This is a genomic window from Xanthomonas translucens pv. cerealis (genome assembly GCF_006838285.1).
Classification (GTDB): Bacteria; Pseudomonadota; Gammaproteobacteria; order Xanthomonadales; family Xanthomonadaceae; genus Xanthomonas_A; species Xanthomonas_A cerealis.
This window is the reverse complement of record NZ_CP038228.1, coordinates 223,052-246,441: the sequence shown is the minus strand read 5'-3', so window position 1 is coordinate 246,441 and position 23,390 is coordinate 223,052. Positions and strand designations below refer to the sequence as shown.

The 23,390-nt window shown below is 68.8% G+C and carries 20 protein-coding genes and 1 pseudogene; 10 read left to right on the top strand and 11 right to left on the bottom strand.

From position 1 onward, the window contains the following. Window positions 1-114: 114 nt before the first annotated feature. The 4 genes from cobA to E4A48_RS01050 all read left to right on the top strand — a co-directional run bounded on the left by cobA (window position 115) and on the right by E4A48_RS01050 (window position 5,017). Window positions 115-1,332, top strand: coding sequence for a uroporphyrinogen-III C-methyltransferase (gene cobA / locus E4A48_RS01065; RefSeq protein WP_142741726.1), 1,218 nt, complete (start codon window positions 115-117; stop codon window positions 1,330-1,332). Between the two features lie 28 nt (window positions 1,333-1,360). Next, a complete protein-coding gene (gene cysK, locus E4A48_RS01060) occupies window positions 1,361-2,320 on the top strand; it encodes a cysteine synthase A (RefSeq protein ID WP_142741725.1) in 960 nt (319 codons plus the stop codon). A 487-nt stretch (window positions 2,321-2,807) separates the two neighbouring features. Continuing rightward, the gene (locus E4A48_RS01055; protein WP_230812712.1) at window positions 2,808-4,553 is read left to right on the top strand and encodes a S10 family serine carboxypeptidase-like protein; all 1,746 of its coding nucleotides are present in this window, start codon (window positions 2,808-2,810) and stop codon (window positions 4,551-4,553) included. Between the two features lie 62 nt (window positions 4,554-4,615). Continuing rightward, window positions 4,616-5,017 carry a hypothetical protein gene (locus E4A48_RS01050; protein WP_039005839.1) on the top strand — a complete coding sequence of 134 codons (402 nt, stop codon included), beginning with the start codon at window positions 4,616-4,618 and terminating at the stop codon, window positions 5,015-5,017. 110 nt (window positions 5,018-5,127) lie between these two features. Here the strand turns inward: E4A48_RS01050 and E4A48_RS01045 are convergent, their stop codons facing one another. Continuing rightward, window positions 5,128-6,234 carry a nucleoside hydrolase gene (locus E4A48_RS01045; protein ID WP_142741724.1) on the bottom strand — a complete coding sequence of 369 codons (1,107 nt, stop codon included), beginning with the start codon at window positions 6,232-6,234 and terminating at the stop codon, window positions 5,128-5,130. A gap of 293 nt (window positions 6,235-6,527) precedes the next feature. On the opposite strand from E4A48_RS01045, the pseudogene E4A48_RS01040 reads away from it, so the two are divergent. After that, window positions 6,528-6,879 (top strand): annotated as a pseudogene (locus tag E4A48_RS01040) (methyltransferase family protein). Between the two features lie 105 nt (window positions 6,880-6,984). Here the strand turns inward: E4A48_RS01040 and E4A48_RS01035 are convergent. Next, on the bottom strand, window positions 6,985-7,491 hold the full coding sequence (locus E4A48_RS01035; protein WP_142741723.1) for a hypothetical protein: 507 nt from the start codon (window positions 7,489-7,491) through the stop codon (window positions 6,985-6,987). A gap of 126 nt (window positions 7,492-7,617) precedes the next feature. Between E4A48_RS01035 and E4A48_RS01030 the strand changes: the two genes are divergently transcribed. After that, window positions 7,618-8,175 (top strand): O-acetyl-ADP-ribose deacetylase, encoded by a 558-nt coding sequence (locus E4A48_RS01030; protein ID WP_142741722.1) that lies wholly within the window; start codon window positions 7,618-7,620, stop codon window positions 8,173-8,175. Between the two features lie 184 nt (window positions 8,176-8,359). Here E4A48_RS01030 and E4A48_RS01025 read toward each other — a convergent pair whose 3' ends face one another. The 7 genes from E4A48_RS01025 to E4A48_RS00995 form a co-directional block, all read right to left on the bottom strand. Next, on the bottom strand, window positions 8,360-9,250 hold the full coding sequence (locus tag E4A48_RS01025; RefSeq protein ID WP_142741721.1) for a YopT-type cysteine protease domain-containing protein: 891 nt from the start codon (window positions 9,248-9,250) through the stop codon (window positions 8,360-8,362). A gap of 270 nt (window positions 9,251-9,520) precedes the next feature. Continuing rightward, entirely contained in the window at window positions 9,521-10,525 is a 1,005-nt protein-coding gene (locus E4A48_RS01020) for a class I fructose-bisphosphate aldolase (RefSeq protein ID WP_142741720.1), read from the bottom strand. Window positions 10,526-10,757: 232 nt separating this feature from the next. After that, on the bottom strand, window positions 10,758-12,224 hold the full coding sequence (pyk, locus tag E4A48_RS01015; RefSeq protein WP_039005845.1) for a pyruvate kinase: 1,467 nt from the start codon (window positions 12,222-12,224) through the stop codon (window positions 10,758-10,760). 354 nt (window positions 12,225-12,578) lie between these two features. Next, window positions 12,579-13,223, bottom strand: a complete 645-nt coding sequence (locus tag E4A48_RS01010) for an HAD-IA family hydrolase (RefSeq protein ID WP_039005846.1) — start codon at window positions 13,221-13,223, stop codon at window positions 12,579-12,581. Beyond that, window positions 13,220-14,398, bottom strand: coding sequence for a phosphoglycerate kinase (locus E4A48_RS01005; RefSeq protein WP_039005847.1), 1,179 nt, complete (start codon window positions 14,396-14,398; stop codon window positions 13,220-13,222). The genes E4A48_RS01010 and E4A48_RS01005 overlap by 4 nt, the downstream gene beginning before the upstream one ends. 213 nt (window positions 14,399-14,611) lie before the next feature. Beyond that, window positions 14,612-15,976 (bottom strand): DUF3999 domain-containing protein, encoded by a 1,365-nt coding sequence (locus tag E4A48_RS01000; RefSeq protein WP_142741719.1) that lies wholly within the window; start codon window positions 15,974-15,976, stop codon window positions 14,612-14,614. After that, the gene (locus E4A48_RS00995) at window positions 15,973-18,663 is read right to left on the bottom strand and encodes a DUF2339 domain-containing protein (RefSeq protein WP_142741718.1); all 2,691 of its coding nucleotides are present in this window, start codon (window positions 18,661-18,663) and stop codon (window positions 15,973-15,975) included. The genes E4A48_RS01000 and E4A48_RS00995 overlap by 4 nt, the downstream gene beginning before the upstream one ends. 325 nt (window positions 18,664-18,988) lie before the next feature. Between E4A48_RS00995 and E4A48_RS00990 the strand changes: the two genes are divergently transcribed. Continuing rightward, window positions 18,989-19,882, top strand: coding sequence for a methyl-accepting chemotaxis protein (locus E4A48_RS00990; protein WP_260608026.1), 894 nt, complete (start codon window positions 18,989-18,991; stop codon window positions 19,880-19,882). Between the two features lie 180 nt (window positions 19,883-20,062). On the opposite strand, the gene E4A48_RS00985 is transcribed toward E4A48_RS00990, so the two are convergent. Beyond that, window positions 20,063-20,536 carry a hypothetical protein gene (locus E4A48_RS00985; RefSeq protein ID WP_058196069.1) on the bottom strand — a complete coding sequence of 158 codons (474 nt, stop codon included), beginning with the start codon at window positions 20,534-20,536 and terminating at the stop codon, window positions 20,063-20,065. A gap of 203 nt (window positions 20,537-20,739) precedes the next feature. Between E4A48_RS00985 and E4A48_RS00980 the strand changes: the two genes are divergently transcribed. Further along, on the top strand, window positions 20,740-20,958 hold the full coding sequence (locus E4A48_RS00980) for a hypothetical protein (RefSeq protein WP_052234995.1): 219 nt from the start codon (window positions 20,740-20,742) through the stop codon (window positions 20,956-20,958). A gap of 22 nt (window positions 20,959-20,980) precedes the next feature. After that, complete coding sequence (locus E4A48_RS00975) at window positions 20,981-21,391, top strand: hypothetical protein (protein ID WP_039005852.1); 411 nt, start codon at window positions 20,981-20,983, stop codon at window positions 21,389-21,391. 92 nt (window positions 21,392-21,483) lie between these two features. Here the strand turns inward: E4A48_RS00975 and gap are convergent, their stop codons facing one another. Further along, window positions 21,484-22,485, bottom strand: a complete 1,002-nt coding sequence (gene gap, locus E4A48_RS00970; protein ID WP_039005853.1) for a type I glyceraldehyde-3-phosphate dehydrogenase — start codon at window positions 22,483-22,485, stop codon at window positions 21,484-21,486. A gap of 168 nt (window positions 22,486-22,653) precedes the next feature. Here gap and E4A48_RS00965 point away from each other — a divergent pair, with 168 nt between their 5' ends. Beyond that, window positions 22,654-23,283, top strand: a complete 630-nt coding sequence (locus tag E4A48_RS00965) for an OmpW/AlkL family protein (protein WP_039005854.1) — start codon at window positions 22,654-22,656, stop codon at window positions 23,281-23,283. Window positions 23,284-23,390: the final 107 nt, after the last annotated feature.

The window sequence follows — 23,390 nt, the reverse complement described above, 5'->3', positions numbered from 1 at the left end:
GGGCCGTCTACCTTATAACCGAAAGCTATCTGGCAGCTGCATGAAGTCATTTCCGAAGGCTATAAGCCGGCGCTACGGTCACCGCTTCCTCCTGCTTCCTGTATCGCCACCGCCGTGAGCCCTGCCCCGATTGCGTTGTATCCGGACCTGCGCGAGCGGCCCGTGCTGGTGGTCGGCGGCGGTGCCGCCGCCGAGGGCCAGGTACAGGCGCTGCTCGCGGCCGGCGCCGCGCCGCGGCTGGGCGCGCCGACGCTGACCGCGACGCTGCTGGCCTGGGCCGAGGCCGGACGCGTGCAATGGTTGCGCGGCCGCTTCGACCCCGCCTGGCTGGACACGGTGTGCTACCTGATCGCCGCCAGCGACGAGCCAGTGCTGAACCGGCTGGCGCTGCAAGCCGCCGCCGCGCAACGGGTGTTGGCGCAGGCCGCGCCTGGCACCACCGATGCGCTCGCCGCACCCACGGTGGCCGACGCCGCCGGCGACAGTGCCAGCGCGCCCGCCACGACGGCGCAGGCGCAAGCGCTGCGTCCCGGCACGGTGACCCTGGTCGGCGCCGGCCCCGGCGATCCCGGCCTGCTGACGCTCAACGCGCTGCACGCGCTGCGCAATGCCGAGGTGGTGCTGCACGACCGCCTGGTCAGCGCCGCGATCCTGAACCTGCTGCCAGGCACCGCCGAACGGATCGAAGTCGGCAAGTCGGCCAGCGGCCACAGCGTGCGCCAGGAGCAGATCCACGCGCTGATGCTGGAGCATGCGCGACGCGGCCGCCGTGTGGTGCGACTGAAGGGCGGCGATCCGTTCGTGTTCGGCCGTGGCGGCGAGGAACTGGAATATCTGCGCGCGCACGGCGTGCCCTACGCGGTGGTGCCGGGCATCACCGCGGCGCTGGCCTGCGCGGCCTACGCCGGCATCCCGCTGACCCACCGCGCGCATGCGCAGTCGCTGCGCCTGGTCACCGCGCACTGCAAGCAATCGTTCGACACGCTGGACTGGGCCGCGCTGGCGCAGGAACGGCAGACCCTGGCGGTGTACATGGGCGTGGCCGGGCTGGACACGGTGCGCGAGCGCCTGCTGCGCGCCGGCCGCGCCGCCGACACCCCGTTCGCGCTGGTGGAAAACGGCTCGCGCCCGGAACAGCGCGTGGTCGTCGGCACGCTCGCCGACCTGCCCGACACCGCCCGCGCGCACCAGGTTGGTTCGCCGGCGCTGCTGATCCTGGGCGAGGTGGCCGCGCTGGCGACCGATCTGCACTGGTTCGGCGCCGCGCCGCTGCCCGCACCGCCCTCACCTTCCCCGGCGCCGGCCGTGCCTACCCTGGCCCACGCCGCTTGACTCGCATCCCGTTCCGGAGACTCTGCGCATGGCCATCTACGACAACATCCTCGACACCATCGGCCACACCCCGATCGTCAAGCTGCACCGCCTGCCGCCCGAACACGTGAGCCTGTACGTCAAGGTCGAGGCGTTCAATCCCGGCGGCTCGGTCAAGGACCGGCTGGCGCTGGCGATCGTGCTCGACGCCGAGGCCAAGGGCCTGCTCAAGCCCGGCGACACCATCGTCGAAGCCACCTCCGGCAACACCGGCGTGGCCCTGGCGATGGTCGCCGCCGCGCGCGGCTACAAGTTCGTGGCGACGATGGTGGAGACGTTCTCGATCGAGCGCCGCAAGCTGATGCGCGCGTACGGCGCCAAGGTGATCCTGACCCCGGCCGCCGAGCGCGGCAGCGGCATGGTGCGCAAGGCCGAGGAACTGGCCCAGCAGCACGGCTGGTTCCTGGCCCGGCAGTTCGCCAATCCGGCCAACCCCGCCTACCACCGCAGCACCACCGCCGCGGAAATCCTGCGCGATTTCGCCGGCCGCCGGCTCGACCATTTCGTCAGCGGCTGGGGGACCGGCGGCACCCTCACCGGCGTCGGCGAAGTGCTGCGGGTGGCGCGTCCGGAGGTGCGCATCATCGCCACCGAGCCGGCCGGCGCGGCCCTGCTGCAGGGCCAAGAGTGGAAGCCGCACAAGATCCAGGGCTGGACCCCGGACTTCGTGCCCGAGGTGCTCAACCGCGAGGTCTACGACGAGGTGCTGAGCGTGGAGGACACCGATGCGATCTCCGTGTCGCGCCGCCTCGCCGCCGAGGAAGGCATCTTCACCGGCATCTCCGGGGGCGCCACCGTGGCCACCGCGCTGCGCGTGGCCGAGACCGCGGCACCCGGCTCGGTGATCCTGACCATGCTGCCCGACACTGGCGAACGCTACTTTTCCACCCCGCTGTTCGCCGACATCAACGAAGGCTCAGACGACGACTGGCTGGCCGGGCTGCCGTAACGCCGCCAGTCCGGGCCGGCCTGCGCGCGCCGCGGATGCCGCGCAATCGCCTCGAACGCGACGCCGGGCTGCGGCCGGCTCGCGGCCGCGCCGCAAGCAACGGACAGCGGCAATGCCATCTGCGCACAGTGTTCCGAAGCGCGCGAAACCCTGACTTTCTCATGCGCGCGCAGACACCCGAGCGCTCGCCGCAAGCGGCAACCGCCGATGGCCTCCGCGCGCCCTTGGAACACGCCTGCGTCGCGCACCGGGAACGAGACACATACGATAAATGACGAAAGGCTCTCATCAAGGATCAGCGGATCCGGGCACGCTGCGCAGCGCCACCCGAGTACAGCCCTGAAACCATTTCCGGGATACAGAGCGGCCGCATGTCCTGCGACATGTCGATCGAAGCACCTGCGGCTAATTCCGTCCCGCGCTCGAGGTACGAGCGCCAGCGTCTGGATGGCGCAGCGCCCTCTCCCGTTCGCAAGGATCCGTCATGATGTATCGCAATGCTCGCGCCGCTTGCTGGCGCATATCGCTTGCCGCCACCGGCCGCCTGCTCGCCGGTGCTGTGCTGCTCGCCGGCGCCCAGCTGCCCGCTTACGCGCAGCAGCTCGCGAAAGCGACGGACAGCCCCTATGTCGATCGCATCGCCTATTCCTCCAAGGCCGATGCGGGCCTGGATCCCAGCGTGGCCAACGAGCGTTCGGCGCTGATGCACCATATCTGGCACGCAGGGAAACCGGCGCTCGCCTACACCACCCGCACCGGCCACCTGATCGCGCGGGATGCGTCCGGGCGGCCGCAGGCCTCGATGTCCTATGTGGCGTATAGCGCAGCGTCACAGGACGGCAAACCGAGACCAGTGACGTTCTTCTACAACGGCGGCCCCGGGTCCGCCGCGGCGCTGCTGCGCCTGGGCTCGTTCGCACCGACGCGGCTGGCCACCGCTGAACCGGCCTTCGGCAGCTGGCCCAACTACCCGATGGTCGAGAACGCCGAAAGCCTGATCGCCAACACCGACATGGTATTCATCGACCCGCCCGGCACCGGCCTGTCCGAAGCGATACTGCCCAACACCAACCGCAGTTTCTGGGGGTGCGACAGCGATGTGCGGGTCATGCGCGACTTCATTCGCCGCTATCTGCAGGTCAACCCGCGCCAGGACGCGCCGTTGTACCTGTATGGAGAATCGTATGGCACCGCACGCACCGATATGTTGGCGTTGGCGCTGGAATCGGCCGGCGTGCACCTCACCGGCATCGTGCTGCAATCGTCGATCCTCAATTACTTCAGCGATTCGACGTTCAGCGGATCGGCCTACTACCCGGACTACGCCAAGGGAATGAAGTACAGCGGCGATACGATCGCCGACTACCTTCCCAGCTACGCAGCGTCCGCTGCCTATCATCGGCAGACCGAGGTCAGCGCCAGCGACGAGTTCTATGCGCTGCAGATGCGTGCCTTCGTGAGCGTCGTGCACAACGAGTTCCAGCGCTACGGGCCGAGCTGGACGTTGAGCCAGTACGGCTTTCCCACCTTGCTGGGCAAGCCGGTATTGCCGAGCGACGCGGTCCTGGAGCGGTGGCGGGCGCTGTCCGGCCTCAACACGCAGGCCTTGCGCGGCTACTTCAGCACCCAGCCCTTCGCCGATGGGCTGCTGCCAGGCAGCAAGATCGGTCGCTACGACGGCCGCACCAGCCTGCGCAACGACGATCCGCGGCTCAAGCAGGATGACGACCCTTCCAGCGTGCTGATCGAACGCCCGCTGAGCAACGCGCTGCAGCGGCAGTTCCCCGACTACCTCGGCTTCAGCGCGCCCAACGCCAGCTACGTCTCGTTGAACATGGACACGATCGACCAGTGGGACTTCTCCCACGCCGGCAAGGTCTTACCGGACACCATTCCAGACCTGCTCGGCGTGCTGCGGCTCAATCCGGCACTGAAGGTCCTGGCGCTCAGCGGCTACCACGACCTGGCCACGCCTTTCTACGCCACCGAAAAACAGTTGGCACGGCTGCGCACCATCCGCGGCCTGAAGGCCGACGTCATGGTCAGCAACTACGCCGGCGGGCACATGATTTACCTGGACGATAACTCGCGGCCGAAGATGCAGGCCGATCTGCGCGATTACTACGCCGGCAGGCACATCCGCGATGCCATCCCGCTAGCCCTGCTGGATTCGCCCTGGCCGGACAACCGTGGCGTCGGCACGGCCACGCCCGCCGACGCCGCTACCCATTGAATGGCGTTGCAGCCGCGACCCGCTTCCTACAGCCAAGGATCCCCATCATCATGTGTTACCGCATGTATTGCCGCTATTTTCCCGCCCTGCTCGTGCTCCTGACAAGTGCCGCCACAGCGCAGACCCTGCCCATCCAGTCCGTCGCAGAGATCGCGCCGGCGACGGCCCCGCACCGCGGCATCGACGGCCCTTTTGCGCCGTCCGCACGATCCAGCGTGGCCGACAGCGCAGCGCAGACGACCACTAGCGGCGATGCATTGGAGGACGAAGCGCAGCGACGCCTGGAAGCCGCCCTGGACACGGATGGCAGCCTGGCGCACGGCGCGGCGATCAACAAGCAGCAGGCACTCAGCGGCGGCATGGGCTACATCGTGCAGAACTTCGAGCGGATCGACCGCCTGCACAACGGTCGCATCACCCTCGATGACGTCAAGGCCTACACGCGGCAGCAGCAGCCACGCTAGCGCGCTTGCACAAGCGGCGTGCCTGGCTACGGCGCATGGCTCACCGCGTTGTACGCGGTTATGACGTTCAGATCGGTGCCGCGGATGCCGCGGTGGCCGAGGTAAGCGCCTCAGCCCGGCAGCGGCACGCCCAGCGCTGGCGGCTGCGGCGCGGTCAGACGCTCCACCAGCAGGCGTTCGAGCGCCTCCACATCGACCTCGCGCACCACCTGTTGCGCCTGTTCGCCTAGGCCGGGCTGGTAGCCCGGCGCCCATGACAGGATGTCGCCGTAGCCGGGGCCGAACTCGGTATTGGCGTCGATGTACAGCGTCTCGCTGACCGTGGCCAGCTGCGGCTGCAGCCACAGCGCCGTGGCCAGTTCGTCCCATAGCGGGAAACCCGGCTCGCGCCGGCGCAGCGCATGGCCGATCGGCGTGTCGGCGGCGCTCATCCGCGCCAGCAGCTGCGGGGTCAACTCGGTGGCGGTGGACGGATCCACCGGCACCATCACCAGCTTGCGCCACGGCGAACGCATCACGATGCTCGCCGCTTCCGGGTCCCAGCGGATATTGAACTCGCGCCGCGGCGCATTGACGAACTCGCGCGCGAACTGCCGCGCCGACACGCTGTCGCGGCGCTGCCGCGGGTTGAGGCTGCCGCCCATGTAGACCAGTTCCCTGGCCAGCGAGGCGAACTGCGGATCCAGCCGCTGCGCCAGCGCCAGATTGGTCAACGGACCGGTGGCGACGATGCTGACTTCGCCTGGGAATTGGCGCACTTGGCGGATCATGAACAACGCCGCCGGCTCGCTGGCGGCCTGCACCACCGACGGATTGCCCAGCGCCAGGTCGGGCACCACGTCGTGCGCGTGGTAACGCGGCGCACTCTGCACGGTGTCGTGCTCGATCCATTGCCGGGTCCACGCGCCCTTCCACAGCAGTTTGCCGTACAGCGCTTCCCAGCGCTCGGTGGCCAGCTCGCTGTTGAGCAACGGGTGCACCGGCCCGGGCAGCACCGGCACCTCGCCGCGGCCGGCGATTTCCAGCAGGCGGCGCGTGTGCGCCAGCGCCTCGTCGCGCCAGATGTTGCCGCTGACCACCGAGATGCCGAGCACCTCGACCTCCGGCGATTGCAGCAACAGCAGCTGCGCGGGCGTGAAACCGTCGATATCGTCTTCGAGGATGACGCGGCGGCGCGGAACGGGGGAACCAGCGGACGCGGAGACGGGAGAGGACATGGAATGTGTGTTGGAGAAAGAAGGAACGGCCGCGGACCGGCGCGGCATGTACCGCGGCTCAAGTGAACACCATTGCGCCGCGGCTGCACAGCACGCAAAGCGTAGGCGCGCCCACAAGACCTGCCGCATTGTCGCCGCGAACCATCGCCCGGGCCATGCCTGGCCCGCGGCGCGCTGTAGTGACGCTACACGCAGACCTGAGGACGGGAGAAGCAGCGTTGAGCGATCAAACAGGCGAACAGCGGCGCGACCAGCCCGACCCCATCCCGCTGCTGGTGCGCACGACATCGCCCATGCATTTCCTTGCCGCCATGCTCATCGGCGCGTGGCTGCAACAGGCGCTGCCGCTGCCGCAAGGCCGTGCGCTGGCCTGGATGCAACTGGCCGGCGGCGTGGTGGCCGCTACCTGGCTGCTGTTGTCGCTGCTGTGCCTGGCGCTGTTCGTGCAACGGCGCACCACCGTGCTGCCCGAACGCGATCCGTCCAGCCTGGTCGTGCATGGCCCCTACCGCTAGAGCCGCAACCCGCTGCTGCCGCTCCCGCTGCTGGCGCTGCAGCGGGTGCTGATCCCGTTCGAGGAAGCGCGCTTACGCGAGCGCTTCGGCAGTGCCTACGCGCGCTAAGTGCGCGCAGATGCGGCGCTGACTATAGGCGGTGCCGCACGGCGCATCGGATACATCGCGCTGGATCGCAACCGCGCTGGCGTCGGCGAGCCTCCTATCCCGCGACCTTATAAGATCGACTCCCACATCAGCCACCGCGCAGCCACCAGAACGCCACGGCGGCGACCAGTACCAGCACCAGCACCAGCACCAGCACCAGCACCAGCATGCGCCACAGCCATGCGCCGGGGCGATCGCCGCCGGCCACGGTCGGCAGCGTCCCAACGCGCGGCGCACTGCGGTCGCGGTAGCGCTCGACCAGTGCCTTGGCCTCGCGCAGCTGCATGCCCGGATGCTGCTCGCGGGTCAGCTTGATCGCCTGCAGCAGGCGTCCCTGGCCCAGCGCCAGCAAGGCCGCCGGCGGCAGCCGATGCGCCCCGGTCGATGCACCTACTGAAGTCTGGGGGGCGCCGGCATGCCGCTCGAGCATCTCCGCGACCGTCTGCGCCGCCCCGGCACGCAGCCATGCGTCCACCTGCCGCTTGGCGCTGCCCAGGTCCATGCCGCTCTGCGCGCGCAACAGCTTGATTGCCTTGATGATCTCGCCACGCGCCAGGGCCTCGGCGATGGCGGGTGAGGGCTGGGTGCGGTTCATGTCGCAGGCGCTGAGATGGAGACATCGCAGTCTTGCCGTTCGCCAGTGAAGCCGCCGTTGTGTCGGTCCAGCGCGAACCCCCTGTTCATCACGTTTCCGTCATTGGAATCCCATAAAGATCCCGGCATGAAAATCGAAATCTGGCAAGGCGACATCACCGAACTGGACGTGGACGCCATCGTCAACGCCGCCAACGAATCCCTGCTCGGCGGTGGCGGCGTGGACGGGGCGATACACCGCGCCGCCGGCCCTCAGCTGCTGGAAGAGTGCCTGCGCCTGCCGGAACTCAAGCCCGGCGTGCGCTGCCCGGTCGGCGAAGTCCGCGCCACCGCCGGGCACCGGCTCAAGGCGCGGCACGTGCTGCATACCGTCGGCCCGGTATGGCGCGATGGCGCCCACGACGAGCCGGCCCTGCTCGGCAACTGCTACTGGCGCTCGCTGCGCCTGGCCGAACAACTGGGCCTGCATTCGGTGGCGTTCCCGGCGATCAGCTGCGGCGTGTACGGCTACCCGCTGCACCAGGCCGCGCGCATCTCGGTGGCCGAAACCACCGCCTGGCAGCGCGCGCATGCGGTGCCGAAGCGGGTGATCCTGGTCGCCTACAGCGATGCGGCCTACAAGGCCTATCAGCAAGCGTTGATGCAGGTGTCCTTGCTGCAGGCGGCGCAGCCGCAGGTGGCCTGAGCCTTACCGGCAAAGGCATGCCCCCGCGATCCGCTCAGGCAGCAGGCGCTACCGGAGCGCTTCCCCTGCTCAATGAGCCGTGCAGGCGAAGGCAAGCGCGCGCACCAATGCGACAAGCAATGGGGTTGCCGGTGCGAGCGGCAAGATCAGCAGCCGTCTTTTCGTAGGTGTCGCTGGAGCGTGCCTACGCCACCCCCTGTATGACCATGCTTTCAAGTTCGAGGTACCCATTCATTCGACTCCCGTATCTCGCCATCAGCCCCTCGAACATATCTGGCAACCCTGCAGCGCTCGACGAGAATTCACCGTAGTTGGGGTCAAAAAGCGAGACATTGCCGCCAGCGCTCGAAGTGGCCACAGCGTGCCGAACACGCTTCCCGCTGCAATCGAAGCACAAGCTGACCAGACATGCCTGGCGTTCGCGCGCAATGTGGGCCAGCGCGTCTGTTTGCCTACTTACATGGAACATCGCAGACTGGCCCATCGGCTGCAGTCCGCGAGAGACAAGAATCCTCTGTCGCGCTGCGATCCGGGCGTCTTCTCGCTGCTCCCGGTTTCCACCTGCCGATTCGGCGGCGTCTTCGTATGCATATTGAATGTTCTCAGCTTCATCAGCGTTCAGCGATAAAATCCTGCTAGCAGGCTCGCCTTGCCCACGAACGCCCAACCATTGCACGGCAAAGCCCATACAGGCCTGCCTCGCGTTGGCGCCTCTCAGCTCCGCGACCCTGTAGTTGTTGAGGACTGCATCGACGTCCGTGCCGCCGGCACGGCTGCTTGCGCATAGCCCGCGGTCGACCGATTGGCTTCTCCCGGCAAGCTCGGCGCCGCGCTGTTCAACGCTCTTCCTCTCCCTCGTTCTGGAACGTTCGGGCGCACCGAGAGGCAGCGGCTCGTGCCGGGTTTCGCGCCTCTTGGGGTGGTCGAAACGAGGCAACAAGGGCGCCAACGCATCTTCGGCCCCGTGAGTGAATGCGCTGGATGATGTGTCATGGACGTGTGTGGCGTCACCGCTTCTGTCCGCTGAAACGTCCTGGGGCGAGACATAAGAATTGCGCGCGACGATTTTTTGCATGGGTAGCATCATTTTTTTACGAAGGGACATGAGCGGCGAACGTCCGCTTGCCTGACTCTGCCACCGAGTATGCGAACTACCACGGAAGTGGCACATGCCGCGGCCGAAGCGGCGCCGTCGATTGCGAACTGCAGGCCGCCAGCTGGGCATCGATTTATACCGCCTGCATCCGCCCCCCATCCGCCCCTGCGACGCCTGCGCTCGCAAAAGACGGGCTACAAAACGACAACGCCGGCGATGCCGGCGTTTTCGTGCGCTTCTATGCGGGCCTCAGTCCTGCCACTTGCCCAGTGCGGCCAGGCCGTTTTCCTTGGCGCGCTCGTAGACCACCTGCTGCGCCTTGGCGACGTTGCCCTTCATGTCCTGCGCCCACAGTTTCAGCGCGGCCTGCTGCATCGCGCGGCCGTAGGAGAAGCTGAGCGGCCACGGCAGGGTGCCGATCTGATTCATCGCATTGAGATGCGCGGTGGACTGCTCATCGGTCTGCCCGCCGGACAGGAACACGATGCCCGGCAGGATCGCCGGCACCGTGCTCTTCAGGCACATCACGGTGGACTCGGCCACTTCCTCGACGCTGGCCTGCTCGTCGCAGTCCTTGCCGGCGATGACCATCGAGGCCTTCAGGATGGTGCCTTCCAGCACTACGTTCTGCTCGTACAGCGCGCCGAACAACGAACGCAGCGTGGCTTCGGTGACCTCGTAGCAGGTCTCGATATCGTGGTTGCCGTCCATCAGCACCTCCGGCTCCACCATCGGCACCAGGCCCTGCTCCTGGCACAGCGCCGCGTAGCGCGCCAGCGCATGCGCGTTGGTCTCGATGCACACGCCCGACGGGGTGTCCTCGCCGATGGTGATCACCGCGCGCCACTTGGCGAAGCGCGCGCCGAGCTTGTAGTACTCCTCAAGGCGCGCGCGTAGGCCGTCCAGGCCTTCGGTGATCAGTTCGCCGGGCATGCCGGCCAGCGGATGCGTCCCCTTGTCGACCTTGATCCCGGGAATGATGCCGTGCTCGGCCATGTACTTCGGGAACGGCACGCCGTCCCTGGTCTTCTGGCGGATGGTCTCGTCGTACAGGATCGCGCCGGAGATGTGGTCGCCCAGCTTCGGCGTGGTCAGCAGCAGCTCGCGATACGCGCGGCGGTTCTCTTCGACGTTCTCGATGCCGACGCTGGCGAAGCGCTTGGCGATCGTGCTGGTGGATTCGTCGATCGCGATGATGCCCTTGCCCGGGGCGACCATCGCCTGTGCGGTTTCGGCAAGCTGTTCGATGCTCATGGAATTCCTGTGGCACGGGACGGGGAAGCCGTAAGTATATCGCGGCAAACGCTACCGATTTCTTCACGAAATGCTTGCAACCGTTTCCATCCGGTAGACGCAACGCGCGACCGCACACGCACTACCGCGTGCTGGCGAACGAGCGGCCGAACGCGCGGACAGGCAAAAAAAACCGCGCGCTGTACAGGCAGCGCGCGGTCGTGCAGCGGCGTAGAGCAGTGCGCCGCTGCGGTTACAGCTCGCCCAGGCCGCTGGCGCGGCCGTCCGGGCCGACCTCGAGTAGGCGCAGCGTGTTGGTCGCGCCGTGGGTTTCCATGTGCTCGCCGCTGGTGAACACCACGCGGTCACCGGGGCCCATGCGCTCGGCCTCGACCAGCAGGCGGATCGCCGCGCGCGCCGCTTCGCGCGGGGTCAGGCCGCGGCTGTCGAAGTTGATCGGGAACACGCCGCGCATCATCGCCATGCCGCGGCGCGCGCCGTCGTGGCGGGTGAACGCGTAGATCGGCATCTTCGAGCGGAATCGCGACAGGAAGCGCGGGGTGCCGCCGGATTCGGTCAGGGTGACCACGCCGCTCAGGCCGATGTGCTCGGACAGGAACATCGTCGCCATTGCGATCGCCTGGTCGGCGCGCTCGAGGTTGCGCTGCGCGGCCTCGAAGTCGGTGTCCATCTCGAACTGGCGCTCGGCGCCCAGGCAGATGCGGGCCATCGCCTGCACCGCCTTGACCGGGTAGGCGCCGGCGGCGGTCTCGGCCGACAGCATCACCGCATCGGTGCCGTCGATCACCGCATTGGCCACGTCCAGCACCTCGGCGCGGGTCGGGATGGGATTCTCGACCATCGACTGCAGCATCTGCGTGGCGGTGATCACCACCTTGTTCTGCGCCAGCGACTCGCGAATGATCTTCTTCTGCAGGCCGGGCAGTTCGGCATCGCCGATCTCCACCCCCAGGTCGCCGCGCGCGACCATCACCACGTCGCTGGCCTCGACGATCTCGCTCAGGTTCTCGATCGCCTCGGTGCGCTCGATCTTGGACACCAGCGCGGCCTCGCAACCGTGCTCGCGGGCGATGCGGCGCGCGTCGTGCATGTCCTGCGCGTTGCGGCAGAACGATACCGCGATGAAGTCCACGCCGATCTTGGCGACGATGCCGATCAGCTCCTTGTCGCGCTCGGTCAGCGCGCCCAGCGACAGGCCGCCGCCCTGCTTGTTCAGGCCCTTGCGGTCGGACAGCATGCCGTCGTTGAGCACGGTGTTGACGATGCGCGCGCCATCGACTTCGACCACCTGCAACTGCAGCAGGCCGTCGTCGAGCAGCAGCACGTCGCCAGGCTTGACGTCGTTGGGCAGGCCCAGGTAACTGACGCCGACCTGGTGCTCGTCGCCGGCCGGCGCGTTTGGATCGGCGACCAGGTCGAAGCGCGCGCCGGCCTTCAGCGCCACCTTGCCGGCGGCGAAGCGCTCGATGCGGATCTTCGGCCCCGGCAGGTCGGCGAGGATGCCCACTTCGCTGCCCACGCGCTGCGCGGCAGCGCGCACTTCGGCGGCACGCTTGGCCTGGCCGGACGGGTCGCCGTGGGAGAAATTCAGGCGCACGACGTTGACGCCGGCGCGGAACAGGTCCTCGAGTACGCCGGGCGGATCCGTGGCCGGGCCGAGGGTGGCGAGAATCTTGGTGCGGCGCTGGCGTTCGATCATGAGACGTCGTTCCCTGGAAAAGCGGTCAAAATTAGCACAGGCACTGCGACGGCAGGATGGCGAATCGACATAGGCCGCCGCGGATGCGCGCATGTCCTGCAGACAATGCGGGACAGTATGCGGACTCGACGCCGCGCCAGTGCTGCCTGGCCAGCACCAGCCCGCGTGCCAGACAAGCCCGGACTCACCGCGCTTGCGCCGTTCCCTGCGCTGTCAGGCACAGCCGCCAGCCGCCGATCAGACGCGCCACATGGCGGTCTGGCGCTCCACCCCACGCACGCGAAGCAGGCCGGCATCACATAAGTTCCGCAGCGGCTCCGCTTTTACGCATCCCCATTCCCCCGTTCCCAGCCCTCAAGCAAGCAGCGCCGGCAACTGCGCCGGCACCTCGGCCAGCGCGCTGGCGCCGGCCTGGCGCAGCTCGGCTGCATCGCCGAAGCCCCACAGCACGCCGATGCTGCGCATGCCGTGGTGGTTGGCGCCCTCGATGTCCATGCGCCGGTCGCCGAGCATCACGCATTGCGCCGGCTGTAGCGACAATCGCTGCAGGGCCTCGGCGATCAGGTCCGGCTTGAAGCGGCGCTGGCCGTCGTCGCTGGCGCCGACGATCTCCTCAAAGTGCGCGGCGAACGGCAGCGTCGCGACGATGCGCCGGGCGAAGCGTTCGTTCTTCGAGGTCACCACCGCGAAGCGATGGCCGGCCGCGGCCAATGCCGCGACCGCCGCGCCAACCTCCGGGAACACGGTGTGCTCGCGCCAGCCCTGCGCGTCGTAGCGCTCCCGGTACAGCGCCAGCGCCTGCGCGGCCAGCGACTGGTCGCCGGGGAAATAGTCCTTGAAGCTGTCGCGCAACGGCGGCCCGATCCAGCCGCGCAGTTGCTGCGGCTCGGGCGCCGGGCGCCCGAGTTCGGCGAACGCATGGCGGATGCTGCCGACGATGCCGGCCTCCGAATCGACCAGAGTGCCGTCCAGGTCGAAGAACAGGGTGCTCGCGCTCACGCGCCGCGCGCCTGCAGCGCCGCCACCGCCGGCAGGGTCTTGCCTTCCAGGAATTCCAGGAAGGCGCCACCGCCGGTGGAGATGTAGCTCACCTGCCCGGCGATGCCGTACTTGTCGACCGCAGCCAGGGTGTCGCCACCGCCGGCGATGGAGAACGCCGGCGAGGCGGCGATGGCGCGCGCCAGGGTTTCGGTGCCGTGGCCGAACGCATCGAACTCGAACACGCCGACCGGGCCGTTCCAGACCACGGTGCCGGCCTTGGCGATCAGGTCGGCGTAGTGCGCGGCGGTCTGCGGGCCGATGTCCAGGATCAGGTCGTCGGCGGCGACGTCGGCCAGCGCCTTCACCGTGGCTTCGGCGTCGGGCAGGAACTGCTTGGCCACCACCACGTCGGTGGGCAACGGGATCGCCGCGCCGCGCGCATTGGCGTCGGCGACGATCTTGCGCGCGGTGTCGAGCAGGTCCGGCTCGCACAGCGACTTGCCGACCGGGTGGCCGGCCGCGGCGATGAAGGTATTGGCGATGCCGCCGCCGACGATCAGCTGCTCGACCTTGTCGACCAGGTTCGACAGCAACTCCAGCTTGGTGGAGACCTTGCTGCCGGCGACGATCGCCAGCAGCGGCTTGGCCGGGTGCTGCAGCGCCTTGGCCAGCGCGTCCAGCTCGGCCATCAGCAGCGGGCCGCCGGCCGCCACCGGCGCGAACCTGACCACGCCGTGGGTGGACGCCTGCGCGCGGTGCGCGGTGCCGAACGCATCCATCACGAACACGTCGCACAGCGCCGCATATTTCTGCGCCAGCGCCTCGTCGTCCTTGCCCTCGCCAAGGTTCATGCGGCAATTCTCCAGCAGCACGATCTGGCCCGGCTGCACCTCCACGCCGTCGACCCAATCGCGCAGCAGCGGCACCTCGGTGCCGAGCAGCGCGGCCAGCCGCGCGGCGACCGGCGCCAGCGAATCGGCCTGCGTCCACACGCCTTCCTTGGGCCGGCCCAGGTGCGAGGTCACCATCACCGCTGCGCCCTGCTCGAGCGCATGGCGCAGCGTCGGCACCGAGGCCAGGATGCGCTGCTCGGACGTGATCTGGCCGTTGTCGTCGATCGGCACGTTGAGGTCTTGCCGGATCAGCACACGCTTGCCGGACAGGTCGAGATCGGTCATTCGCAGGATGGGCATTGTCGGTTGCTCGCTATCGTGGGGTTGCTGAGGAAAAAGGAAGCCTTGCGCAGCATAGGCGCAGCGATCGGAACGTGCGCTTTAGGCAGGCTGGCGCCAGCGCGCACGGGCGGTGCCGAGGCCGGCATTGTCCGGCGTCGGCCGCGCAGCGGCAAATCGGGCCGCAGCGTAGCTGCCCGGGACGAACCGACGACGCAGCAGCGCCGCTGCCGATCAGCCCGCGCCGGGCGCGGCCGGCTTGCGCAGCAGGCTGAAGGCGAAACCGACCACGATCAGCGCACCGCCGACCAGCAGCGCCCACAGCAGCCAGGCCTTCCAGTCGCGCGGCGTGGCCGGCGCCTGCAGCGCGGCGGCACCGGCCAGCGGCACCGCCGCGCCGAGCGTAGCGGTGGCCGGCGTCCATTGCGGCCCGCGTTGCGCACGCAGGGCCTGCAAGGTGGTCGCCAACGGCGCGGCGGCGCGCTGGGTGCGCGCACTGCCGGCGGCCAGCGCATAGGGCGGTGCGCCCTGCGCCAGGAAGATCAGCGTTTCCGGCTGGTAGCCCAGGCGCAACGCCGGCCGCTGCCGGCCCGCATCCTGCGTGGCCAGCAACCGCCAGTAGCGGTCGCGCACCGGCTGGGTCAGCGCCTGCGGCGGCGAGCGGCTGGCGCCGGCGCCGACCTGGTAGGCCACCCACGGCCCGGCCCGGTCCTGCCACGGCGCCTGCTCATCGTCGCGGCTTTGCACGCGCCATTCGATCGCGCTGTTGCCGGGCAGCGCGATGTCCAGCTGCGCGACCGGATAGCGGCCCGGCGCTGCGAACTCGAAGCTGTGCTGCGCCGGATCGGCGTGCAGCGCGTCTAGTTGCTGCCAGTGCCAATCGGTGGCGGCGGGCGCCGGCGCCAGTTCCGCCTCCACCCCGGTCAGCGTCGGCAGCGGCGGCGACGACAACGGCAGCAGGCGCAGGTAGCGCACCTGGCGATCGATGGCGATGCGCAATTGCTGCAGGCGCTTGCCCTGGTTGGCCAGGTCGACCAGGGTCGCCTCCGGCACCAGCAGTTCCCAATCGCGCAGATCGTCGCTGGCCTCGACCCGGTAGCGCGCCTGCCGCGGCTGCGCATCGGCCGCCCACTGCAGCGACAGCGCGCGCAACGGCTCGCGCAGCGCGCTGGCATCGATCAACCAACCGGCTTCGGCACTGGCCGTGGCGCTGCTGGCAATGCGGGTACGAATGCGGCGCACACTGCCGTCGCTATCGCGCTCGGCGATCAGCTCCAGGTCGTCCGCACCGCCACCGGCCACCGCCGGCAGCGGAAACCACGGCAGCGGCTGCCGGCGCGGCGTGGTTTCGGCGTGCTCGGCTGCGAACAGTGCCGCCGGCAGTGGGTCGCCGGCGGCGTTGAACACCTCCACGTCGCCCAGCGAGGCCAGGTGGGCGCTGCGATACACCGCATCGTCCAGTTGCACGCGGTAGGCGCCGGCGGCCGGATCCTGCAAGGTCAGCGGCCATTGCTGGGCATAGTCGTCGCGCTGGCTGGCGGCGCAGCAGGCGAGCGGCAGCAACGCCAGCAGCACTGCTGGAAAGATCGGGCGTTTCATGGATGGGCCTCCTCGGCCGGTTCGGTGGCGCGCGGCGGCGCCGGCGCGAAATAGCCGACCACGGTGCACAACAGGCCGTAGGCGATGAACGAGGCGATGCCGGCGACATTGCCGAGGTTGCCGCGATCCACCAGCAGCAGCTTGCCCAATACCACCGCCATCAGCAACGCACCGGCCAGCCACAGACCGCGCTGGCCGCGGCGCGAGCCTAGCACCCAGCCCAGCACGCCGAGCACGCTCCACACCACGGTCAGGCTGGTCTGCGCCACGCTGGCGGACAACAGCGACGCCCACGGCACCGGCGCCCAGTAGTGCACCGCATGCAGGGTCACGCTGGTGATCCACAGGAATCCGGCAGCGGCCAGCACTTGCAGGCGCCGGGTCCGCAACAGGGCCGGCGCGGTCGCCGACCACAGCCAGCGCGCGGCCAGCGCCACCACCAGCAATTGGCTCAGTTCCAGCGGATTGAGCAGCGGCAACCACGGCAGCGGCGCACTGGCGCCGGGTACGCACAGCGTGCACAGCCACGCCACGCCGAGCAGGCCGAAATAGCCGCCCTGCAGCGCTGTGCGGCAACGATCGAAATCCGCCCCCAGAGGCGCGGCCAGCCACGACCAGCGCAGCAGCGACAACGCCGCCGCCGCCAGCCATGGCGCCAACAGCAATGCCCACTGCCAGCCCTCGGCCAGGGCGAAGCGCTGCGCCAGCCAACTGCCGAGCAAGGACAGTACCGACGGCCACACCAGCCACCAGGCGAACTGCGCCGCGCGCGCCACCCAGCCGCCGCTGCCACGCAGGCAGATCAGGCTGCGCACGCCGAGCACCGCGAACAGCGACCACGCCCAGACGCCATGCCCGGCGAACGGCTGGCCGTGGGCGTCCGCCTGCAGCATCGCCAGCGGCAGCGCCAGCAGCAGCCCGCCGAGCGTGGTCGCGGCCAGCGCGCGCGCCGGCCAGCGGCGCTGCGCCTCGGCGGCCAGCCAGCCGCTGAGCGCGACGAACCCCAGCAGCAGGTCGGCCTGCGCCGAGGCCGCGACGAAGCGTTCGATCTCGGCGACGCCGATCCCGCACCACCACGCCAGGCCCCACACGTAATAGGCCAGCACCGGCGTGTCGGCGCCGGCACGGCGATAGCTCCAGGCGCTGGCGAGACCGGCCAGGGCCAGCAGCGCACCACTCATGAAGGTGGCATTGGCCACCGCCTGGACATCGTGCCAGGCCAGGTCCAGCCCCAGCACGAAGCCGATCGCCGCGGCCAGTTGCAGGCCGGCGCCGCTGAACTGCGGCAGCCAGCGTTGCTGGCGCAGTCCCAGCCACACCAGCGCCGCGCCTTCCAGCGCGAAGATGCTGGCGGTGGCGCGCGCCGACAGCGCCAGCGGCACCGCCAGCGTGGCGAAGCCCACCGCCAGCAGCGCATAGGCCTGGCCGAGCACCGCGTAGCGTTCGCGCCGGATCAGTGCCGCGGCCAGCAACGCATATACCGCCGCCAGGCCCAGCGCGCACAGCGCCAGCGGCATACTTTCGCCGCGCAGCAGCCCGGCCTGCAGCGAGAACGCGACCAGCGGCGTGCCGAACACCAGGCTGCCGTCGACCAGGTTGCCGCGCGTGGCCGGCTGGCGCCGCGCGTACAGGATCGGGATCAGCAGGTAGAAGGCGAAGAACAACAGCAGGAACGGCTCGGTGCTGGCGAACTTCGCCGGCTGGTACTGCAGCACGCCCCATAGCGTGCCGATGCCGAAGGTGAAACCGAAGCCGAGCAGGTTCAGCACCCGCCACGGCCGATACCAGGCGATCGCGAACACCGCCGCGTTCAATACCGCGTAATAGGAGAACAGGCCGACATGGTTGCCGCTGCCGGTGGACAGCCAGATCGGCGCCAGGAATCCGGCCAGCGTGGCCAGCATCGCCAAGGTGCGCGATTCCTGCACGACGGCCAGCACGCACATGCTGGCCACCAGCACGATGCTCAGCGCGAACGCAGCGCCGGCCGGCATCAGCGCGGACAGCTTGAACGCGGCGAACACGGTCAGTAGCAGCACGCCGATCGCGCCTCCCTGCAGGGCCAGCGCGAAGCTGCGCTTGCGCTCGCGCTGGTGCCAGCCGAAGCCCAGGCCGGCCAGCGCCGCGGCGGCGATGCCGGCATAGCGCAGTTCGATCGGCATGCGCAGCCAACCCTGGTCGCCGGCGTACTTCAGCAATGCGGCAACGCCGGCCAGCAGCACCAGCATGCCGATCTTGACCGGCACGTTGCCTTCGGTGAACCAGCGCTTGGTGCCGGCCAGCAACCGCTCGATCGGATCCGGACCGCGCGGTACCGGCGGCAGTGGCGCGCCGACCGCCGCGGCCTCGCTCGCCGCGGCGGTCAGCGCGCCGAACGGCGGCGGGAGCGGCGGTGGCACAGGTACGACCGGGACGACCGCAGCGAGCGGGGCGAATGGACGTCCCTCCACGCCATCGTTGTCGGCGAGCAGCGCATCGTTCTCGGTCTCGGTGTCCTCGGCATCGCTGGCTGCGTCGAATCGGGCAGCGGCCTGCGCCGCCTGCGGCGCGGCATGCCGCATCTGCGCCAGTTGCAGTTCCAGGGCCGCCACGCGCCGACGCAGGCCGGCCAGCGCCACCCACAGCACGATCATCAGGATCGGTACCGCCAATACCGCCACCACCACCAGCACGATCAACCCTTCCATCCGGACTCCATCCCCAAGGCGGCGCGGCGCGGTGCGCGCGCCTGTGGTCCGGCGACGCCGGTCCTGGCGCAGATGGTAAACGAGTTCGGCCCTGCCGCGGCCAGGCCGCGGACAGTGCAGCGCAGGCGCGGCAAGGCATCTGGGCAACAGACGCCAGCACAATCGGCGCTAAAGCCATTGCATTGGCGGCCGCTAGCGCGCTTGCCCCATGTTGCGCCTGCTGGTCCTTCCCGTCCCAGCGACAGCACCAATGAACCTGCCAGCCACACCCACCGAAGCGCCCATCGACGACCATATCCGCTCCGTGGCCGGCCTGTCCGACTAATTGCTCGGACAGCTGCGGCAGTCGCTGCAACGCATCGACGAGAGCAACCGCACCACCCATGTGATCTCGATGAACGCACGCATCGAATCGGCCCGGATCGGCCAGGCCGGGCGCGGCTTCAGCGTCATCGCGCAGGAAATGGACGTGCTGTCGCGGCGCGTCGCCGACGCCACCCAGGACCCGGACAAGGTCGCCGCCAGCGCCGACATGCGCCACACCCTGCGGCGGCTGGACGACGACGTGCGCCGCACGCGCCTGAGCGAACTGGCGCTGAGCAACATCGACCCGATCGACCGCAACCTCTACGAACGCAGCTGCGACGTACGCTGGTGGTCAACCAGCGCGGCCATCGCCGCCGCCGCGCGCCCTGGCCGCGGCGACGACGCGCTCGCTTATGCGGCGCGGTGCATGGGCCAGGTCCTGGAGTCGTACACGGTGTACTTCGACCCGGTGCTGGCCGGCACCGATGGCCGCATCCTCGCCAACGGCCGGCCGCAGCAGCACGCCGCGGCCGGCAGCGACGTGTCCGCGCATGCCTGGTTCGAGCACGCCATGCGCACGCGCAGCGGCGAGCAGTTCGGCTTCCAGGGCGTGCATGCCAGCACCCTGGCCGATGGCGAGCGCGTACTGGTGTATTCGTGCACGGTGCGCGATGGCGGCCGCGTCGATGGCCGCGTGCTGGGCGTGCTCGGCATCGTGTTCCGCTGGAACGCGCTGGCGCAGACGGCGGTGCAGCGCACGCCGCTATCGGAGCAGGAATGGGGCATCAGCCGGGTGTGCATCGTCGATCCGCACGGCCAGGTCCAGGCCGATTCGGCCGGGCGCAGCTGCAGGAGCGGACCGACTTCGCCGGCCGCGAGGCGCTGTTCAAGCAGCCGCGTGGCGCGGTGCTGAGCGATCTCAACGGACGCCCGCACTGCATCGCACATGCGGCCTCGCCCGGCTACGAAACCTACCGCACCGGCTGGCATTCGCTGATTTTGCAGGCGCTGTAGGCGACCGTCGCATGGCCGGAACGCAGGCAAAAAAAAGCCCGGGCGCGCGACGCCGCCCGGGCCCTGCTGCTGCGCCAGCTTATTCGCGGTAGCCGCTGTCGTTCTTGTTGTGGATGATCCAGATCAGGTTGCCGCCGCTGCCCATCGACTTGCCGGCGAACACCAGGCGGCCCTGTCCCTTGTAGGCAAGTTCGTAGCGGTAGCGGTCGCCACCGTAGAAAAACGGGATGAACGCCTTGCCGGTGACATAGGAACCCTGGTCGGTGGGTTCGCCGATCAGGTCGGTCACCTGCTTCATCGGCATGCCGATCTTGAGCTGGGTGAACTTGCTGCCGGGTGCCGGCTTGCCGGTGATCTCGCCTTCGTAATCGTTGACGCCCTTGACGGTCTCGCCGTAGCCGGCTTCGACCTGCGAGGAATTGGTGACCTCGCCATCGGCGTTCATCCAGCTCGGCGTGCCGCTGTGCTTCTTGGCCATCGCCTGCATCGGCAGCGTGGCCGCCATCGCCACGGCCAGCACCAGGGCGCCTGTCCATACACGGTTGATCTGCATTGTTTCGCTCCTTGCATCCATTGAGTGCCCCCTGTCCATCGCTTGTCATGCCAGCGCGGGAACATCCGCTGGCCAGCGGCGCATTAGTGCATGCGTCGGCGCCGATATCCACGCCTGACCGGCGCCGCCATCGACGCTTGCCGGCACCTGCCGGGCATGATGGAGAGCGCGCCAGCGCGATGCGCGCATTCCGCGCGCAGCCCATGGATCTGGCCTCGCCGCCTCACCGCAAGGACGTACGCAATGCCCACTTACCGTCGCCCCCTGTCCTGCCCGCGCTGTGGACTCTGCTGCTGGGTAGCGCACCGCCGGCCTCGGCCGACATGTTCGGCAGTCCTGAAGCCGTCGCGCGCAGTTGGGTCGGCCACGATGCCAGCGAACTGATGATGCAGTGGCCGGTGGACCACGGCCTGTACACCTAGGAAAACACCCAGACCCACGAAACTGCCTACAGCACTGGCCGCAGGGCCGAGACACGGCGCGATCGTGGCGCTGGAGCCGATCCAGAACAAGGGCACCGACATTCCCGAGCGCAACAAGCAGATCACCGATGCGGCGACCAAGCTCGGCGGCATGGCCGGCAGCATCCTGGGCATCAAGGGCAGCAGCAAGGCCGACGCTGTCGGCGTCGGCACGACGACGTTGGCAGCCGGGGCGGGCGAGGCCGCAGGCCGGAGCGTAGTTGCCAAGATCGCCGGCAACGGCCCGGCAGCGCACTACATGGTGAAGATCCGCTTCGGCAACACGGCGCAGGTGGTGGTGTCCAAGCCCAATGCCGAAGTCGCCGGGCTGGCGGTGGGCAGCCGGGTCAAGGTCACCGGGAGCGGTGAGAGCATGCGCATGGAGGCCGAGTGAGCGCAACGCCGGCGCGACCGCTTCGCCGGCACCTCCCGGCAAGCACAAAAAAAGCGCCCGCAGGCGCTTTTTTTGTGGACGGGTGGCGCGGCTTACTTCGCCACCACCTTGACCATTTCCAGGCACTTGTTGGAATAGCCCCACTCGTTGTCGTACCAGGACACCAGCTTGACGAAGGTGCTGTCCAGCGCGATGCCGGCGTCGGCGTCGAAGATCGAGGTGCGCGCGTCGCCGCGGAAATCGGTGGCCACCACCTTGTCCTCGGTGTAGCCGAGGATGCCCTTCAGCGCGCCTTCGCTCTGCGCCTTCACTTCGGCGCAGATCTCGGCGTAGGTGGCCGGCTTTTCCAGCTCCACGGTCAGGTCGACCACCGACACGTCCGAGGTCGGCACGCGGAAGCTCATGCCGGTCAGCTTCTTGTTCAACTCCGGGATCACCACGCCCACCGCCTTGGCCGCGCCGGTGCTGGACGGAATGATGTTCTCGAGGATGCCGCGGCCGCCGCGCCAGTCCTTGTTGCTGGGGCCGTCCACGGTCTTCTGCGTGGCGGTGGCCGCGTGCACGGTGGTCATCAGGCCGCGCTTGATGCCCCACTTGTCGTTGATCACCTTGGCCAGCGGCGCCAGACAGTTGGTGGTACAGCTGGCGTTGGAGACGATCGCCTGGCCGGCATAGCTGGCGTGGTTGACGCCGTACACGAACATCGGCGTGTCGTCCTTGGACGGGGCCGACAGGATCACCTTCCTGGCGCCGGCGTCGAGGTGCTTCTGCGCGGTGTCCTTGGTCAGGAACAGGCCGGTGGATTCGATCACCACCTCGGCACCGACCTCGTCCCACTTCAGCGCCGCCGGATCGCGTTCCTGGGTCAGGCGGATCTTCTTGCCGTTGACCACCAGGTGATTGCCGTCGACCGACACATGGCCGTCGAAGCGGCCGTGCACGGAGTCGTACTGCAGCATGTACGCGAGGTAGTCGGGCTCGAGCAGGTCGTTGATGGCGACGATCTCGATGTCGCTGCCGAAATTCTGTACCGCCGAGCGCAGCACGTTGCGTCCGATGCGACCGAAACCGTTGATGCCAACCTTGATTGCCATTTCAGTAGCTCCTGCGGCCGCGCCTGACGCGGCGGATGGAAGGGGGACAGCATTCTATCAGGCCGGCCGCATCGCGCCCGACACGCGCATTCGACGCGTTTGATCAGGATCAAGGCGACGCGGCGACGCCGGCACGACACTGCGGCCACACCCAACCGAGACACCCCCATGCGCAAGATCTCCCCCCTCCTGCAGTCCGGCCTGGCCGCCGCCCTTTGCCTGTGCGCCCTGCCGGCGCTGGCGCAGTCGCAGGGCGACTGGACCGTGGGCATCGGCGCCCACCAGGTCAACCCGACGTCCGACAACGGCACGCTGGCCGGCGGCACCCTGCCGCTGCGCATCGGCAGCGACATCAAGCCGACCGTCACCTTCGAATACTTCGTGCACCAGGACCTGGGCATCGAGGTGCTGGCCGCGCTGCCGTTCAAGCACGACATCGCGGTCAAGGGCGTCGGCAAGGTCGGCAGCACCAAACAGCTGCCACCGGTGGTCTCGCTGCAGTACCACTTCAACAGCGCCGGCAAGGTCTCCCCGTTCGTCGGCGCCGGCCTCAACTACACCACCTTCTTCAGCGAGCACACCAGCGGCGCGCTGGCCGGCACCAAGCTCAAGCTAGAGGATTCCTGGGGCCTGGCCGCGCACGTCGGCGTGGACGTCGCGCTCACCGACAAATCGGCGCTGCGGGTGGACCTGCGCTGGGCCGACATCGACAGCGAGGTCAGGGTCGACGGCGCCAGCACCGGCACCGCGAACATCGATCCGCTGGTCTACGGCCTGGCCTACGTGATGAGGTTCTGAGGCCGCACGGCCGCCGCGCTTCTCTGGCAGACTACGCTGCACAAGGATGTGGATCGGTCGCCGCCGGGCCGACACCGGGATTCGCATCCGCCCATTCGCCGTCACCG